This window comes from Bdellovibrio bacteriovorus, assembly GCF_001592755.1.
Lineage (GTDB): Bacteria > Bdellovibrionota > Bdellovibrionia > Bdellovibrionales > Bdellovibrionaceae > Bdellovibrio > Bdellovibrio bacteriovorus_E.
This window is the reverse complement of sequence record NZ_LUKF01000001.1, coordinates 220,730-235,541: the sequence shown is the minus strand read 5'-3', so window position 1 is coordinate 235,541 and position 14,812 is coordinate 220,730. Positions and strand designations below refer to the sequence as shown.

14 protein-coding genes are annotated in these 14,812 nt (G+C 46.2%); 8 read left to right on the top strand and 6 right to left on the bottom strand.

The annotated features are described in order from the left end of the window. Positions 1 to 31: 31 nt before the first annotated feature. From AZI85_RS01120 to AZI85_RS01105, 4 genes are all read right to left on the bottom strand, one after another. Complete coding sequence (locus AZI85_RS01120) at positions 32 to 820, bottom strand: endonuclease/exonuclease/phosphatase family protein (protein ID WP_063242347.1); 789 nt, start codon at positions 818 to 820, stop codon at positions 32 to 34. Between the two features lie 32 nt (positions 821 to 852). Continuing rightward, positions 853 to 1,377, bottom strand: a complete 525-nt coding sequence (locus AZI85_RS01115; protein ID WP_063242645.1) for a GNAT family N-acetyltransferase — start codon at positions 1,375 to 1,377, stop codon at positions 853 to 855. A 93-nt stretch (positions 1,378 to 1,470) separates the two neighbouring features. Next, the gene (locus tag AZI85_RS01110) at positions 1,471 to 2,508 is read right to left on the bottom strand and encodes a class I SAM-dependent methyltransferase (protein WP_063242346.1); all 1,038 of its coding nucleotides are present in this window, start codon (positions 2,506 to 2,508) and stop codon (positions 1,471 to 1,473) included. Positions 2,509 to 2,510: 2 nt separating this feature from the next. After that, complete coding sequence (locus tag AZI85_RS01105) at positions 2,511 to 2,996, bottom strand: hypothetical protein (RefSeq protein ID WP_063205345.1); 486 nt, start codon at positions 2,994 to 2,996, stop codon at positions 2,511 to 2,513. A 101-nt stretch (positions 2,997 to 3,097) separates the two neighbouring features. Between AZI85_RS01105 and AZI85_RS01100 the strand changes: the two genes are divergently transcribed. The 6 genes from AZI85_RS01100 to AZI85_RS01075 are packed head-to-tail and all read left to right on the top strand — an operon-like array spanning position 3,098 to position 8,937. Continuing rightward, positions 3,098 to 3,730, top strand: coding sequence for a DUF4442 domain-containing protein (locus AZI85_RS01100; RefSeq protein WP_063242345.1), 633 nt, complete (start codon positions 3,098 to 3,100; stop codon positions 3,728 to 3,730). A 12-nt stretch (positions 3,731 to 3,742) separates the two neighbouring features. Then, a complete protein-coding gene (locus AZI85_RS01095; protein ID WP_063242344.1) occupies positions 3,743 to 5,350 on the top strand; it encodes a carboxyl transferase domain-containing protein in 1,608 nt (535 codons plus the stop codon). Positions 5,351 to 5,352: 2 nt separating this feature from the next. Further along, complete coding sequence (locus AZI85_RS01090) at positions 5,353 to 6,132, top strand: enoyl-CoA hydratase-related protein (RefSeq protein ID WP_063242343.1); 780 nt, start codon at positions 5,353 to 5,355, stop codon at positions 6,130 to 6,132. Further along, positions 6,132 to 7,610 (top strand): acetyl-CoA carboxylase biotin carboxylase subunit, encoded by a 1,479-nt coding sequence (locus AZI85_RS01085; protein ID WP_063242342.1) that lies wholly within the window; start codon positions 6,132 to 6,134, stop codon positions 7,608 to 7,610. Before AZI85_RS01090 ends, AZI85_RS01085 begins: the two co-directional genes overlap by 1 nt. Continuing rightward, positions 7,610 to 7,990, top strand: a complete 381-nt coding sequence (locus AZI85_RS01080; protein WP_063242341.1) for an acetyl-CoA carboxylase biotin carboxyl carrier protein subunit — start codon at positions 7,610 to 7,612, stop codon at positions 7,988 to 7,990. The genes AZI85_RS01085 and AZI85_RS01080 overlap by 1 nt, the downstream gene beginning before the upstream one ends. A 5-nt stretch (positions 7,991 to 7,995) precedes the next feature. After that, positions 7,996 to 8,937 (top strand): hydroxymethylglutaryl-CoA lyase, encoded by a 942-nt coding sequence (locus tag AZI85_RS01075; protein WP_063242340.1) that lies wholly within the window; start codon positions 7,996 to 7,998, stop codon positions 8,935 to 8,937. Here the strand turns inward: AZI85_RS01075 and AZI85_RS01070 are convergent. After that, on the bottom strand, positions 8,934 to 10,085 hold the full coding sequence (locus AZI85_RS01070; protein ID WP_253720769.1) for a hypothetical protein: 1,152 nt from the start codon (positions 10,083 to 10,085) through the stop codon (positions 8,934 to 8,936). The two genes, AZI85_RS01075 and AZI85_RS01070, sit on opposite strands and share 4 nt — an antisense overlap. Before the next feature lie 164 nt (positions 10,086 to 10,249). On the opposite strand from AZI85_RS01070, the gene AZI85_RS01065 reads away from it, so the two are divergent. Next, positions 10,250 to 12,838, top strand: a complete 2,589-nt coding sequence (locus tag AZI85_RS01065; RefSeq protein WP_081110866.1) for a PAS domain S-box protein — start codon at positions 10,250 to 10,252, stop codon at positions 12,836 to 12,838. 10 nt (positions 12,839 to 12,848) lie between these two features. Then, positions 12,849 to 14,267 (top strand): hypothetical protein, encoded by a 1,419-nt coding sequence (locus AZI85_RS01060; protein WP_063242339.1) that lies wholly within the window; start codon positions 12,849 to 12,851, stop codon positions 14,265 to 14,267. Position 14,268: 1 nt separating this feature from the next. On the opposite strand, the gene AZI85_RS01055 is transcribed toward AZI85_RS01060, so the two are convergent. After that, a complete protein-coding gene (locus AZI85_RS01055) occupies positions 14,269 to 14,676 on the bottom strand; it encodes a hypothetical protein (RefSeq protein WP_063242338.1) in 408 nt (135 codons plus the stop codon). Positions 14,677 to 14,812 lie beyond the last annotated feature (136 nt).

Genomic DNA, 14,812 nt, shown 5'->3' with positions numbered 1-14,812 from the left:
GTCTTAAGAGTATGAATGCGACCTAAAAAGTCTATTTCAGGCGAAATGCTGCGGTTATCGGAGCATGATCGGAACTTTTCACGTCCGGATGCAGGGTGGATGAGTGAGTCAAAAGACCTCGAACGAAGATATGATCCAGTTTCATTCCGCGATCATCCTTGTCCAAAGGAACTTTTTTAAGCCCTAACGGAGATAAAATCTCATTCAGCGCACTGGTGCGGTTGCCGTTCCAGCTATTAAAGTCTCCGGCAAAAATGATGGGGCCTTTATGCTTTTTTAAGAAGTCCGCGACAGCCTGAATCTGGGCGCGATTGTTTTTGTCCTGTACGAAGTTGAGTGCATGAATATTTGCGACCATCAGGGTTTCACGGCTATTGGCGATGGCAAACTCTGCAACCAAGGTCATTTTAGGGGTGCGAGCGATAGGCTCGCGTCCCGGACTGCGCAAGAAATGAGTTTTTAAAGCTGTAATTGGTGAACCATTCATCACGCCAGTGGGATCATTGTCGATAAAGCTTGTGGCGAAATCCCAACAGAAGTTTTTTTGGCGAAGAGCAATGGAGGTTACGAAAGTATCGAGCATGGCCTCTTGAATAAGAACCACGTCGGACTTCGGCGCAAAGCGCTCAAAATCCAAAGCCCATCGAGACTTGGCCTCTGCCTTTTTAATATTCCAGACGAAAATTGAAAAATTAGAAGGTAAGAATTCCGCTTTGCAGTCCCCGAAGTGAGTCATCACTTCGCTGTCGCGCGGAATTTCATATGCGTATACCGAAGTGCTTAGTAGCACTGTGAATGCTAGGATCCATCCCCGCATCATATATCCCCCAAAAAAAGCCCCTGCTTCTTTTTTTAGATTTTCTTTTCAAGAACTGTGAACTCCAGTCCTTGAACTTTCGGGATGCCGAAACGTTCGTCACCATATGGAAATGGCTTTTTTTCCTTTGTATCGCGGAAACCGTGTTTCACGTACCAGGCAATCAATTCAGAACGCACCGTAATCACCGTCATATAGATGCTAGTGCAATCCCAGAATTGTGCAAGTGCTTCTGATTCGTCTAACAACATCTTGCCAATTCCCTGACTTTGCAATGACGGAGCGACGGTTAACATCCCCAAATAACATTTCGTGTTTTGTCTTTCCAAATGCACACAGCCCAAAAGGTCGCCGGTGTCGTCGTCTTCAGCAATGAGTATGATGGAATCTTCTTTGTTGATCAGCTCACGGATTCCTTCGGCATCAACGCGTTGGCCATCAAGAAGATCTGCTTCGGTTGTCCAACCTTCTTTGGAGCTATCGCCACGGTAAGCGGAATTAACGAGTTCAACGAGGTGATCGACGTGGCTTTCATCGGCTTGGGTGAATTCAATGTGCATGAGGTCCTCCGACCCAAAGGTGCCAGGTTCTTTTTTGTACTTCAACGCATCACTTTGTGCTGCGGTGAAGTACAAAAAAGAAGCAGGCACCTTTTAGTTTTTCTTGGTGTAGATGAAGAGTTCTTTGCCTTGGCGTCGGGGAATGGATTTTTGCCAGCGGCCCCAGAAGATGGGGTGGTAGTGGGATTTAAGGCGTTGGCGCAGTTCCCATTCGGTGCCGCCGTAAGGGGGGCCTTGGCGTTTTTCGAAAGTGAAAAAGACGCCCATCAGGTGGCCTCCGCTGACTAGAACGCGATTCCAAACTTTGACGAGTTCCTGGCGTTTTGCCGGATTGATGGCGCAGTAGCAGGTGTGTTCAAAGACGATGTCAAAAGCCTGGTCGTAGTCACGAGGAAGTTTGAAAAGATCGGCTTCTACGAATGTTAAGTTAGAAAGATGGCCGTAATTTTTTTTGGCTCTTTCAATGGCTTCCGGGGAAATGTCGACGGCCGTCACGAAATGTCCAGCGGCTGCAAATAGAGCGGCATCATGACCTTCACCACAACCTAAAACCAGAACGCGGGAGCGGGCGATTTTCAGTCGAGGAATCATGTCTTTCAAAGCTTCTGCCGGTTCACCCAAATTCCATCCTGGGTTGGCTTCTTCCTTGTAAATGCTGCTCCAGTAAGTTTCTTTTTCGACATTTTCATTCGAAGGCCAATAGTTAGGAATGTCGTAAGTCTTGCCTTGAAACTCGATGAAATCGTCGCCGTATTCATCGAGCAAATTAAAGAAACTGGCTTGAGCTTTGCGAGAAAAAACAAAAGGAATGTTGTTTGAAGTATAACCGTGAAAACGATCCCACTCATCCAGCGACAAACATTCTAATTGAAATGAATAGTGAACGCCGTAGGGAAGAGAGATTTCCCAAACGCCGTCTTCTTTCAAGTGAACTTGCGAGGCTACGTAAGGCTCGTCGAAAGCTTCGACGATGACGGGAGTTTCACCGATGGTGGAAAGCAAGGTTCCACCTTCATGAATTTTTAAATTTTGCAGAAGTTCTTGTCCTACCAACGGGTCTTGGATGCGAATATCTCGACTGAGTCCAAAACCCTCTTCATCAATCTGGATGAATTGTGTAGGAATGGACATTACTAGTGAGTCGCTTCCTGAGGAGCGGCCGTTGCGGCAGGAGTTGCCGTCGGAGCTGCCTCTTCTGTTTCTGGAGCTTCACCCGGAGTCAAAGTCGTGCCTTCTGTGAAAACCACGATGTCGTTTGTCGTTTTCACAGACTGAAGAACCCATTTGTCCGTGTTTGCATCTTCAGAAGGTTCACGGTGAAGAACGGCTTCGCCTTCGATGATTTGTTCAAGCTCTTCGCCCTCTTCAGAAGGTTCGATGAATTTGTAGGCGAACACAGCACGAACTTTGTTATCACCCAAAGATTCTGTCCACAGGCGCATGATAGAAAGGTCCTTAGCCTGAGGCTTCTTCGTTGTTAGCGTGTTGCCGATAAGTTCAGCTAATTTCAACTGGATGCCGGAGTGCGTCTCAAAACCCACAGCTTCAGAAGTGTGAATTACATTCCAAGTCCAAACCAACGCCACAAGAAAAACAATGAGGCTAACAATTTTCTTCATTCCTAGAGTCCTCTCTCCATTTACTCAGTGTGATAAAACTGACATCCTTATCCGAGCATGATATTCCGTTTTTTTCAACAACCGTGCAGAGAGGATATCTCATGAACCAACAATGGCTGACAATCTTAATGTCAAAGGGGATTGAGCTGGAGCAAAACCTGCGTCAGCAGTTGCAAACTGCGAAGGACGAACTGAAATCTCAGTTGGAAAGTCGTGGCATTCGTATGAGCGCTGCCGATTTTGCCGCCCTTTTAGAGGAGGTTTCTCCGAAGGCCTCGCATGCTGCTTTGAGTTATGCGCTGGATATCGTGAGACCTTTTTCAGCTGGCATGGGTTTAAGAATTTCTCGCCTTTCTGACACGCAAGTCGAGATGGTGATTCCGGCTCGCACCCGCAATATGAGCGAGACGAATCACATGCACGAAGGAGCTTTGACAACGGCGGCCGCCGAAGCGGCGAAAGTGTTGTGGATGCGCCACGCTCCGGTCGGAAATTTTGAGATTTCTGTTTCTCGTATCGAAGCGGAGTTCTTTAAAAACCAAACCGAAGATTGCCGTATTCGTATGGAGCTTCCTGAAACAACGCGTGAGTTGGTGCTTTCAGCTTTGCGTGATCATCGTGAAGCTAAAATCGAAGCGGAACTCAAAATCTTCGACGACAATGAACAAGCTGTGGCGGAAGTCCGATTGCAGTTAAATTTCAAACACACTCCCGCACTTGCTGGACAAGAATAGTTTTTAGGATTTATGGAAATTTTAGACAGTCACATAGATACAAATTCTGCCGACTTTAAAGCCAACCGCGAAGCGATGTTAGGCATCGTGAATGAATGGCGTGAAAAAGTGAACCTGGTAAAACAAGGTGGCGGTGAAGACGCGACAAAAAAGCACAAAGCCCGTGGTAAGTTGACAGCGCGTGAACGCATTGAAGCTCTGGTTGATGGCGGTACCGCTTTCCTAGAGTTCTCAACACTGGCGGCGTGGGATATGTATGAAGGTCAAGCGCCGGGTGCAGGTGTGATCACCGGGATCGCCGTGATTCACGGGACTGAGTGCGTGATCGTAGCGAATGATGCAACTGTAAAAGGTGGAACTTACTTCCCAATGACCGTGAAAAAGCATCTGCGTGCGCAAGAGATCGCTTTTGAAAATGGTCTTCCTTGTATTTATCTTGTGGATTCTGGGGGCGCGTTCTTGCCAATGCAAGCGGATGTCTTCCCAGACCGCGATCACTTTGGAAGAATTTTTTATAACCAAGCTCGCATGTCTGCAGCGAACATCCCACAAATTGCCGTTGTCATGGGATCTTGCACGGCGGGGGGAGCTTATGTTCCGGCGATGAGTGATGAAACCGTGATCGTTAAAGAAAACGGAACCATCTTCTTGGGGGGACCTCCTTTGGTTAAAGCGGCGACGGGTGAAGTCGTTGATGCCCAAGAATTGGGTGGTGCTCAAGTTCACTGTGAAACAAGTGGCGTGACAGATCACTTCGCGGAAGATGATCAACATGCGATTGAAATCACTCGTTCGATTGTTGCGCACTTAAATCACAAGCGTGCCGTGCAAATGAAAATGATGCCGGTCGAAGAGCCTCTTTTTGATTCAAAAGAAATCTATGGCGTGATCCCTAAAGACAGCCGCGTTCCTTTTGATGTGCGTGAAGTGATTGCGCGTATCGTGGACGGTTCTCGCTTTCATGAGTTCAAACCTCTTTTTGGTAAAACTTTAGTGACGGGCTTTGCTCATATCTGGGGAATGCCTGTTGGTATTATCGCGAATAACGGTGTTCTTTTCAGTGAGAGTGCGCAAAAAGCCGCGCACTTTATTGAACTTTGCGAACAGCGCGAAGTTCCTTTGATCTTCTTGCAAAACATCACAGGTTTCATGGTCGGAAAGAAATACGAAAATGAAGGCATCGCGAAACATGGCGCGAAGATGGTGATGGCCGTTTCTAATGCGCATGTTCCAAAATTCACCGTGGTTATTGGTGGCTCTTACGGAGCAGGCAACTATGGTATGTGTGGAAGAGCTTATCAACCTCGTCAGCTATGGATGTGGCCGAACGCTAAAATCAGCGTGATGGGTGGCGAACAAGCCGCGAACGTTCTTTTGACGGTGAAGATGGATCAGATGGCGGCAAAAAAACAAAGCATGTCGCCTGAAGAACAAGCCGAGTTTAAACGTCCTACACTTGAAAAATACGAGCGTGAAAGTTCAGCCTATTATTCGTCAGCGCGTATTTGGGATGACGGTATTATCGACCCCGCCGATACACGCCGTGTTTTGGCTTTGGGAATCGCAGCAAGTCTTAACAAGTCTTGGGGAGAAAAATCCCAAGGCGTCTTTAGGATGTAATTATGTCTTTTGTTGTTGTGACCGAGATGAATCAAGTCGCCTACGTCAAGCTTCATAGACCTGACGTGCGCAATGCTTTTAATCCTGAAATGATTGAAGAGCTGACTCAAACTTTTAGAAATTTAAACGGCCGTAAAGATTTGCGTGCCGTGGTTTTGCAAGGTGAGGGCAAGGCCTTCTGTGCCGGCGCGGATCTTAACTGGATGCGCGAAATGGTGAACTTCTCTTTTGAACAGAATCGCGAAGATTCTTTAAAGCTATTTCATATGTTTGAAACCATGGCTCAGTGTCTTTTGCCGGTGATCGGAATGGTTCATGGCGCGGCCTTTGGTGGCGCTTTGGGCTTGGTGGCGATTTGTGATGAAGTGATCGCTGAAGAGGGCACTCAGTTCTGTTTCAGTGAAGTGAAATTAGGAATTGCTCCGGCGGTTATTAGCAGTTTTGTAAATCGCAAAGCTGTTGCCGGTAAAGTTCGTCCACTGATGCTTTCAGGCGTGGTGTTTAATGCGCATGTGGCGCAACAAGCAGGACTTGTCACGGAAGTCGTTCCTCCGGGTGAGGGTCATACAGCTGTGCAAAAAGTGGTTCATAACTATTTGCAGTGCGGACCGGAAGCTGTTCGTGAAACTAAAAAACTTTTAAATGATTTGAATTTCATGTCTTGGTCTCAACAAAAAGATGCGACGACGCTTTTGATTGCGGAACGTCGCGTGAGTACTGAAGGACAAGAAGGACTGAAGTCTTTCTTGGAAAAACGTGAACCATCTTGGAGATCACAATAATGGCTAAGTTCTCTAGAATCGCCATCGCCAATCGCGGTGAAGTGGCTGTTCGTATTATTAAAGCTTGTGAAGAACTAGGGATTGAAACCGTTCTTTTGCATTCGGAAGCGGATATCAATACTCGCGCTTACAGAATGGCGACAAAAACCATCTGTATTGGACCCGCGCCAACAGCAGAAAGTTATTTGAATATCAAAGCGAATGTCGACGGAGCTTTGGCGGGAGGCGCTCAAGCCATCCATCCTGGATTTGGATTCTTATCTGAAAATGCCGACTTTGCTGAAGCTGTGACAAAAGCAGGACTCACTTTCATTGGTCCTTCTGCGGAATCTATTCGCTCTTTAGGTGATAAAGTTCACTGTAAGGAATTGGCAAAAAAAGCCGGCCTGCCATTGGTGCCTGGCTATCAAGGTGAAAACCAAGATGTGGCGCATTTGATTTTGGAAGCTGAAAAAATCGGTTTTCCCGTCATTGTAAAGGCCGCTGCGGGTGGTGGTGGCCGTGGGATGAAGCTCATCAAGTCTTCAGCCGAAGCAAAAGAGTTGATTGAATCCGCACAGCGTGAAGCTCAATCTGCTTTCGGTTCCCCGAAAGTCTTTTTAGAAAAATACTTGGACCGTGCAAAACACATCGAATTCCAAGTCTTCGGCGATAGCACCGGCAATGTGATTCATTTCTTCGATCGTGAATGTTCAGTTCAACGTCGTCATCAAAAGATTATTGAAGAAGCGACGTCTCCCTCATTAAGCGATGATCTTCGCCGCCGTATGGGAGAGGCCGCGTGTGCGATTGCCACTTTGGGTAAGTACAAAGGTGCAGGAACTGTTGAATTCCTTCTTCAAGATAACGAATTCTATCTTTTAGAAGTAAATACACGTTTGCAAGTTGAGCATCCGGTGACGGAAGAAGTTCTAGGTGTCGACTTGGTGAAAATGCAGATTTTGACGGCTCAAGGCGAATTCGTGCACGATCCAAAACAGGTGCGCGTACCTCGTGGTCATTCTATTGAATGTCGTATCTATGCTGAAAACCCGTTCATGGGTGGAGTTCCTTCGACAGGTCTTTTGGGACATGTGGAATGGCCGGAAGGGCCGGGACGCCGCTATGAGTATGGTTTTGATGCTGGCGACACCATCACGCCTTATTACGATCCCATGATTGCAAAAGTCATTGTGTGGGATGAGACGCGCTCGCGCGCGATTCAAAAAATGATTCGTGTGCTGCAAGACTCTGTGGTGTTTGGTGTTCATACTAATATTCCTTATTTGATCGAAATTCTTTCGCACAAAGAATTCGTCATGGGAACGATGACCACTCGTTTTATCGAAACATACTTTGCTGAAGCATTGAAAGAGCCAGAGCTTACAAGCCTAGACAAGAAAATTGCCGAGGGCGCACTACTGCAGCTTCGTGGTGGCGGAATGCAAAACCAAGGTGCGAGCAATTCACCGTGGGCATCTTACTGGAGAGGCATCTAATGGAAATCAAAGTCAGGGTCGACGGTGTTGACCATAAAGCTCACGCACAATTAATCAAGGGCACCTTATGGGTGCATCATAACGGCCGTGTTTTTACGATGGATGCGTCTACAGGACGTAAGTCTCGCAAAAAAGCGGGTGCCGGAGGATCTTCAGATCAAGTCGTGGCCCCCATGCCAGGTAAAGTGACTAAAATTTTAGTCTCTGCGGGTGCTTCCGTGGAAGCCGGCCAAGCCGTTGTAGTGATGGAAGCCATGAAAATGGAGTACACTTTAAAGGCGGACATTGCAGGATCCATCGACAGCATTTCCTGTGCGGTGGGTGAACAAGTGGCGCTAGGTAAAGCACTTATTAAAATTAAACCAGCTTCCGATAAATAGGATCTATGAAAAAGTCAGTCGTGATTGTTGAAATGGGATTAAGAGATGGTCTGCAAAACGAAAAAACCGTTTTGGATTCAGACACTCGTGTGGAGTTTGCAAGACGACTGATCGAAGCGGGTACGAAGCGTGTAGAAATTGGTGCCTTTGTTTCTCCGAAGTGGGTTCCACAGATGGCGGGAACGGCCGAAGTTTTAACAAAGACTTTTTCTTTGGTGAAGTCCGGTTCGATTCCAAAGAAGACGGAGTTTTCAGTTCTGGTTCCCAACGAACGCGGAATGCAGGACGCAATCGCCAGTGGTGTGAAAGAAGTCGCGATTTTTGCGGCTTGTTCGGAATCTTTTTCTTTAAAGAATATCAATTGCTCCATCGATGAAAGTTTCAAACGCTTTGAGCCCGTGATGGCTTTGGCGAAAAAGCACAAGATTAAGGTGCGCGGTTATCTTTCAACATGTTTCGGATGTCCGTTTGAAGGCAAAGTTCCTGAAGCTCGCGTGGTAAAACTTGCAGCACGCATGCATAAGCTTGGCGTCTACGAAATTTCTATTGGCGACACTATTGGTGTGGCAGACGCGGGCCAAGTCGAATCATTGTTTAAAAAGTTGAAGAAGGTTGTTCCCGTAAAAAAACTTGCGGGGCATTTTCACGACACTCGCGGGCAGGCCTTAGCCAATATTCTTGCGGCCTATAAGCTGGGTGTGATGGTCTTTGATACAAGTTTGGGTGGCTTGGGCGGATGCCCTTACGCTCCCGGAGCCACGGGCAATGTTGCGACTGAAGATGTCGTTTACATGTTCCATGGCATGGGTGTGAAGACAGGTTTGAATTTAGATAAGCTTTTAGAGATTGATCCTTGGATGGCTGAAAAGATTCAGCACCCTTTGCCTTCGAAAGTGGGTAAGGTCGGCAAATTAAAGCCTTTAGGAAAAGTCACTCGCGAAGCTTAAGAGCACTTGTTCTTTTTAACGGGAGTGAAGTTGTAAATCATCACTCCGCCGTTTTTCAATAGTCCCTTTTTCATAATATCCAAGTAGGGTGGAGTTCCCCCTAACTTGGAATTTCCTTTGGCCCTGGTATCTAAATTTCCCGCAACACCAAGACAGCCTTGAGTTGGCGTGTATGGATCCCATCCGTGAAGCAAAACTCCACGCCCGAAGATGTCTTGGTTTTCTGGTTCTAACCCAATAAGTTCAACACCGTCTTTGATGTTTCCGTTACGGGGAGGACGATAAGCTTTTGTCACGACAGCACCATTGGGAGTTCTCATCGTGCCACGTCCGTTTCCAAATCCACCTTCACCGCGAGAAACCCAGATGGGATTTTTATCAACGACTTTTGCTGGCGTTCCATCGGCATTGAGGAACCACATTTTCCCCATGACGCCGCCATTGGAAAAGTCGTTGAAGATGAAAATTTCCTGAGTGATTTTGCCGTCGTCTTTGCCTTTTCTGAAAGCGGCTAAGGCCTGTTCAACTCCGCATACTAAAGTTTTATCTCTTTTTAAATCCTGAGGCAGATTGTCGGTGCAGCTGGGCTCTAAGGGTTTTGCAAGTTTCGCATTGGTCTCGGTCACCGTTTTCTCTAGTGCTAAGGCCATAGCCTCTTTGGGAGGTGTTTTTTCGATGTTCTTAGACGGAGTCACCAGACTTGGTTGTTTTCCCATTCCAAAAAGATTTAAAAACCAATTTACGAAATCAAAGTTGCCGGTTTTATATACGGGAACATCTTGCGTGATCGTGCAGTTCGTAGAGTCACCTGAACTTGAACAATTCGAATTCTGTGCCGTAAGATCCCCGGTCTGTACAACCAGTTGTTGGTTCGTGGCGAGGGCTTGCAAATCCGCTGTGTCTGAAGAGGTGTCTTTTGTGGTGATGGATTTCACCTGCAGCAAGCCGGAGTTATCAACCTTTTGAAATCCGGTTTCAGTATTGTCACTGCGGACGGCGGGATTGAAAAACGAACCTGTCGGAACTGTTTTAAGTTCAATGGCCGAGTCTTTGGGAATAGCACCAATTGGCAGCACTGCTTGCGTAGAATTTTGGGCCCAAGAGCCGTGCAAAGAAACGGACAACAGAACGATTTTTAAAAGACTCATACTTCCTAGACTAAGCGATTGTATCTGTACAAATAAGACCAGTTCTCTGGAATTGATCCGCAACAATCCGGCTTCGTCTGGGCTTATGTTGAGCTTCAGTCCTAAACACATTCCGTTGTCGCTCATACCACCTGCGGCGTACGTTTAACTTTGGAGAATTCGCTATGCCTTCCTCGTTGAGTCCAGACGAATCACTACGCTATCGCACGATTGTTGAGTCGGGCGTTATTGGTGTTATGTGTACGACGGTGGAAGGGAAGATTATTGAGGCCAATGATTATTTTTTGAATATGGTCGGCTATTCTCGAAAGGAACTTCAAAGGGGAGAGTTGAACTGGAGAACTTTGACGGCCCCAGAAGACATTTCACGTAGCGAGCGCGCGGCCACCGAAATCCTAGAAACTCACACGGTCAAACGATTTGAAAAGCAGTATATACATAAAAATGGAACACGCATTCCCGTATCCGTGGCGCTGACCTTATTTCAAGACGGTACCGTGATCGCCTTAGTTCTGGATGCGACGGAAAGAAAACGCGCCGAAAAAGAGTTGGAAGAAGCCAAAGTGCGTCTGCAAGAAAGTGTGGCGCAACGAACTCAGCAGCTTCAGCAGTCCGAAGCTTTTTTTGAAGCTATTTTTGAAAATATTCCGAACATGGTTTTTGTAAAAGACGCCCGTGATTTGCGCTTTGTTCGGTTCAATCGTGCCGGTGAAGAATTATTGGGAGTTCCCAGACATGAACTTATTGGTAAGAATGACTACGATTTTTTTCCGAAAGAACAAGCTGATTTTTTTACCTCCAAAGACCGCGCTGTTTTGAATCAGAAAAATGTCGTCGACATTCCTGAAGAAGTGATCGACACGCGGAACGGTGTTCGATATTTGCACACAAAAAAAATTCCTGTTCTAGGCGATTCCCAAGAGCCCCAGTATCTTCTGGGGGTTTCCGAAGATATCACTGAAGAAAAGGAACTCGAAAAGCAGAAAATGGCGCTTTTCCAGGCAGAGTTCGCTAGAACCCAAGCTGAAAATCACGCTAGAGAAATGAGTTTTCTGTCGGATATTAGTTTGATCACTCAGTCCTTTGAACTTGATAAAATTATTAAAGCCTTCTGTCGTAAAGTCGTTTCGTTCAAAGCAGACCTTTGCATTGTCGATCTTTTGGATGAGCAAAGACTTGAAATTAATCTGACAGAAGGTGCGGCCCAAGATCCGATAGAAGAAAGTATGGCGCTGCAATGGCGACAACGTCATCCTTTAAGGTGGGATTCAAATACCGGTCCAGGAAAAGTTCTAAAGACCGGTAAGGCTAACATCATCCTAGGTGAAAACTTAGATTTTCACGTCGAAGAAGCTTATGGTACCGGTGCGCGTGAAAGCGAAAAGGCTGTCGCAGTAGGTTCGATAGCCTTTACCCCTATTAAAATACGTGATGAAAAACCTATCGGTTTTATTACCTTCTTAAATAAACCTCAAAGTCCGCGCTACACTGAAGCAGACTTGCCATTGCTTGAGGAAATCTCTTCGCGCCTTGGCTTGGCGATAGAAAACTCAAGGCTTTATGACAAAGCTCAGGAGGCGAGTAAGGCGAAGTCCGCATTTCTAGCCAACGTCAGCCACGAAATTCGCACTCCTTTAGGAGCGATGTTGGGTTTTGCAGAAATTCTGCAGGATGCCGACGGCCTGACATCAGAGCTCAAGGACTCGGTCGAAACAATTTATCGCAATGGCCAGCAACTTTTGCGGATCGTCGATGAGATTTTGGACATTTCAAAAGTGGAGTCTCAAAAAATCGAGATCGAAAAGCTGGCGGTTTCGTTGAAAGAAATTCTTTTGGATGTCGAGCACCTTCTTACTTTGCGCGCGGAAGAAAAAGGGGTGTCATTAAAGATCCTCTATGATGAGCTTCCGGATTACATTCGCACGGACCCCACTCGGCTTCGACAGATTCTTATAAATATTATTGGTAATGCGATTAAATTCACCGATCAAGGATCTGTTGAACTGCATGTGCACAAGCGCCCGGACCCCAACGATCAAAATCACTGTGTTCTTGAATTTCGAGTGATTGATACGGGCATCGGAATTTCTGATGAACAAAAAAACTTGCTCTTCCAACCTTTTGTCCAAGCTGACAGTTCGACCACACGAAGATTCGGAGGAACGGGACTTGGGCTCTTCTTATCGCGAAAACTAGCAAGGCTCTTGGGTGGTGATGTAATTTTAGATAAGAGTATCGCCGGAAGTGGCAGTGTTTTCTTAGTCACCGTGGCCTGTGACGTTGTTTCGAGTAAGGATGTCAGTCCCGAAAATTCGCGGGCTCAGCAAATGCATGACTTTCGATCGATCAATTCTGTGTTGGTGGTGGACGATGCTGTGGATAATCGCGAGTTGTTTTGTCACTATCTTTATAAATTTGGAATTCCACGATCGCGAATTGAAACCGCTGAAAACGGCGTCGAAGCTGTAAAGAAAGCTTCAAAGAAAACGTATGATCTGATCTTGATGGACGTGCAAATGCCTGTGATGGACGGATTTGAAGCCGTTCGTGAACTAAAAAAACGCCATTACCAGGGGCGCATTGCTGCGGTGACGGCGCATGCAATGAAAGGGGATCAAGAGCGCTGTCTTGCCGAAGGCTTTGATGGTTATTTGCAGAAGCCCGTTTCTAAAGAGGCCCTTCGTCAGGAGCTAATTAAAGTAGCGGATCTCAAAATGAGACCGGGCACTTCTTTTGAAAATAGAAGTCTTTAGAGGTGTAGCTATGGACTCTACTCGAAAATACTGGCATTTAACGACCGCGTTGATGGTTTCGGCCTCCCTTGTTTTGTCAGCCTGTCAAGAAACTAGCCGCAAGGCCTCTGTGCGTGCCGCCGGAAAAGGGACTGGTGCCCCCGTCACTGAATCTGTTTCCAGTAAAGCGGAAGTAGCTAAAAAATACTCTAAGAACATCAAAGATCCCCGCACTTTAACAGCCTACAACGCTCATCTTTCTGAAATTTTTAAAGCTTTAGAAAAATCCGGGCAAGTTCCTTGGAGTGGTTTGTTCTCATTGAAAAATTGGATCTTCGGTGGTGCTGACATAAAAATGATTACGGGCTTCATCGCTGAAGAGTATGAAGTTCGCCATCAACAAGCCGTCGTTCGTCAAACTCAATTTGAAGTTTTTGTCGATGATAAAGCCTTCGCTACAGTTGCGTCGGAAGAGCAGGCAAAACTTATTTTAAGACAATATCTGATAAGTCTTTATTCTCTTCGCAGTCTTTCAGGACAGGAGCTTTGCACACTGGCAAAACAAAGTCTGACAAGTACAGAATGCCAAGCTATTGCCGAAACGCCGACACCTGAACAAGCGGCGGCCGCTCGGGTGGAAGCTTCTAAATCAAAAACAAAAGTAACGAAGACAGTACCATCGGTGAATAGAAAGATTGAACGTGCGGATGAAAATCGTGTCGACCGTGTCCTTGCTCTAGTGATGCAAAAAGGGACGCAATTGACGGAAGCGGATCTTTTGAAGGAATTGACAGATGCAGGTTTTGATATGCGTTTGTTCTCTTTTAAATTAGGTAAAGCTTCCGAGGTCAGCAATCCCCTAAAAATGACGGACGCCCAGACTGAAAGTCTTTTCAAAGAAGTCGTGCAACTTCATGGTAAAGAGACGACGTGTTTTTCGTTGCGCCTTGATGGCAATTCCAAATGTCAGGTCAGTGTTGAAAGATCGGATCTATTTAAAGTTCCAGGCCACGCCGGGTATCGTTTGATTTCTTTGGCGGCAAAAGAAGCTGAAGCAGAGTCCGCTTTGTTGACGGAAGTTTTCTATGAGCTTAACGGCCAGGATATCGTAGAAGTGATGGACTCAAAAAACGAAAAATTGCAGCTTCTGCCTCTGATGTCCAAAGGTTTAGAAAAGCCTGAGGTAGGCACGAAGTATCGTTTGAACTATCTCGTGTTAAAGAAGTCTGAAACAGAAGGAAAAACTAACTTCGGCATTTCGGGAGTTCTATCTATCCCGGGCGTAATTAAAAAAGTGACGGTCGTTGATGGAAAAGCGACTTGCGAAGGTGCTTTGGCTGAAGGAAAAGATAAAGCTCAAGATATTATTCTGGTCGCTTCAGATGATAAGCTTGTGAGTTCTTTAAAAGAAGTGACAGCGAAGTCTCAACCGACAGCACCTTGTTGGTAATTTACTGAATAGCCGTGCAGTAGTATTCAGGCTGTGCGGCTCCCAAATCCTCTACTCCACATGCGATATTGCGCAGTTTGATTGTAGAGGATCCAATCTTATCGCGATTAACAGCGGCACCCGCATTCAACAGTGATAAAAAAAGCTCGGTTGCGGGGCGACCGTTGCATTCTACTTTAATACTTGGTTCACCTTCTTCATGCATATCCATAGAGCGGCATTCCAGTTGTGTCAGATAGAATTCATAGGCGTCCGGGCCAATTGATTTTTTATATTCGGGGAAAGTGTGTGACAACGCCCAGTAAACCCATTCGGCGTTCACTAAAGCCGCTTGGCGAGGTTTGTTTTGAGCAAACGAAGTCATGGGTGCAAGACAAATTATCATAGCAAACATCTTGAATTTGGACATAGGGTGTTCTCCGGGATATAGACATGGTTTAAAGAAGATGGCCCTTTAACGCAAGAGACGCCTCTATTTGTGACAGACATATAATCCTGGTCTCTTGGCTATTGAAAAAATCCACTCGACTGTGCTAATCTTATTC

Excerpts from the sequence above, each read along its gene's own strand:
- AZI85_RS01120 (WP_063242347.1), bottom strand. The coding sequence starts at position 820 with ATGATGCGGGGATGGATCCTAGCATTCACAGTGCTACTAAGCACTTCG.
- AZI85_RS01110 (WP_063242346.1), bottom strand. The coding sequence starts at position 2,508 with ATGTCCATTCCTACACAATTCATCCAGATTGATGAAGAGGGTTTTGGA.
- AZI85_RS01100 (WP_063242345.1), top strand. The coding sequence starts at position 3,098 with ATGAACCAACAATGGCTGACAATCTTAATGTCAAAGGGGATTGAGCTG.
- AZI85_RS01080 (WP_063242341.1), top strand. The coding sequence starts at position 7,610 with ATGGAAATCAAAGTCAGGGTCGACGGTGTTGACCATAAAGCTCACGCA.
- AZI85_RS01095 (WP_063242344.1), top strand. The coding sequence starts at position 3,743 with ATGGAAATTTTAGACAGTCACATAGATACAAATTCTGCCGACTTTAAA.
- AZI85_RS01115 (WP_063242645.1), bottom strand. The coding sequence starts at position 1,377 with ATGCACATTGAATTCACCCAAGCCGATGAAAGCCACGTCGATCACCTC.
- AZI85_RS01055 (WP_063242338.1), bottom strand. The coding sequence starts at position 14,676 with ATGTCCAAATTCAAGATGTTTGCTATGATAATTTGTCTTGCACCCATG.
- AZI85_RS01065 (WP_081110866.1), top strand. The coding sequence starts at position 10,250 with ATGCCTTCCTCGTTGAGTCCAGACGAATCACTACGCTATCGCACGATT.
- AZI85_RS01105 (WP_063205345.1), bottom strand. The coding sequence starts at position 2,996 with ATGAAGAAAATTGTTAGCCTCATTGTTTTTCTTGTGGCGTTGGTTTGG.
- AZI85_RS01075 (WP_063242340.1), top strand. The coding sequence starts at position 7,996 with ATGAAAAAGTCAGTCGTGATTGTTGAAATGGGATTAAGAGATGGTCTG.
- AZI85_RS01060 (WP_063242339.1), top strand. The coding sequence starts at position 12,849 with ATGGACTCTACTCGAAAATACTGGCATTTAACGACCGCGTTGATGGTT.
- AZI85_RS01085 (WP_063242342.1), top strand. The coding sequence starts at position 6,132 with ATGGCTAAGTTCTCTAGAATCGCCATCGCCAATCGCGGTGAAGTGGCT.
- AZI85_RS01070 (WP_253720769.1), bottom strand. The coding sequence starts at position 10,085 with ATGAGTCTTTTAAAAATCGTTCTGTTGTCCGTTTCTTTGCACGGCTCT.
- AZI85_RS01090 (WP_063242343.1), top strand. The coding sequence starts at position 5,353 with ATGTCTTTTGTTGTTGTGACCGAGATGAATCAAGTCGCCTACGTCAAG.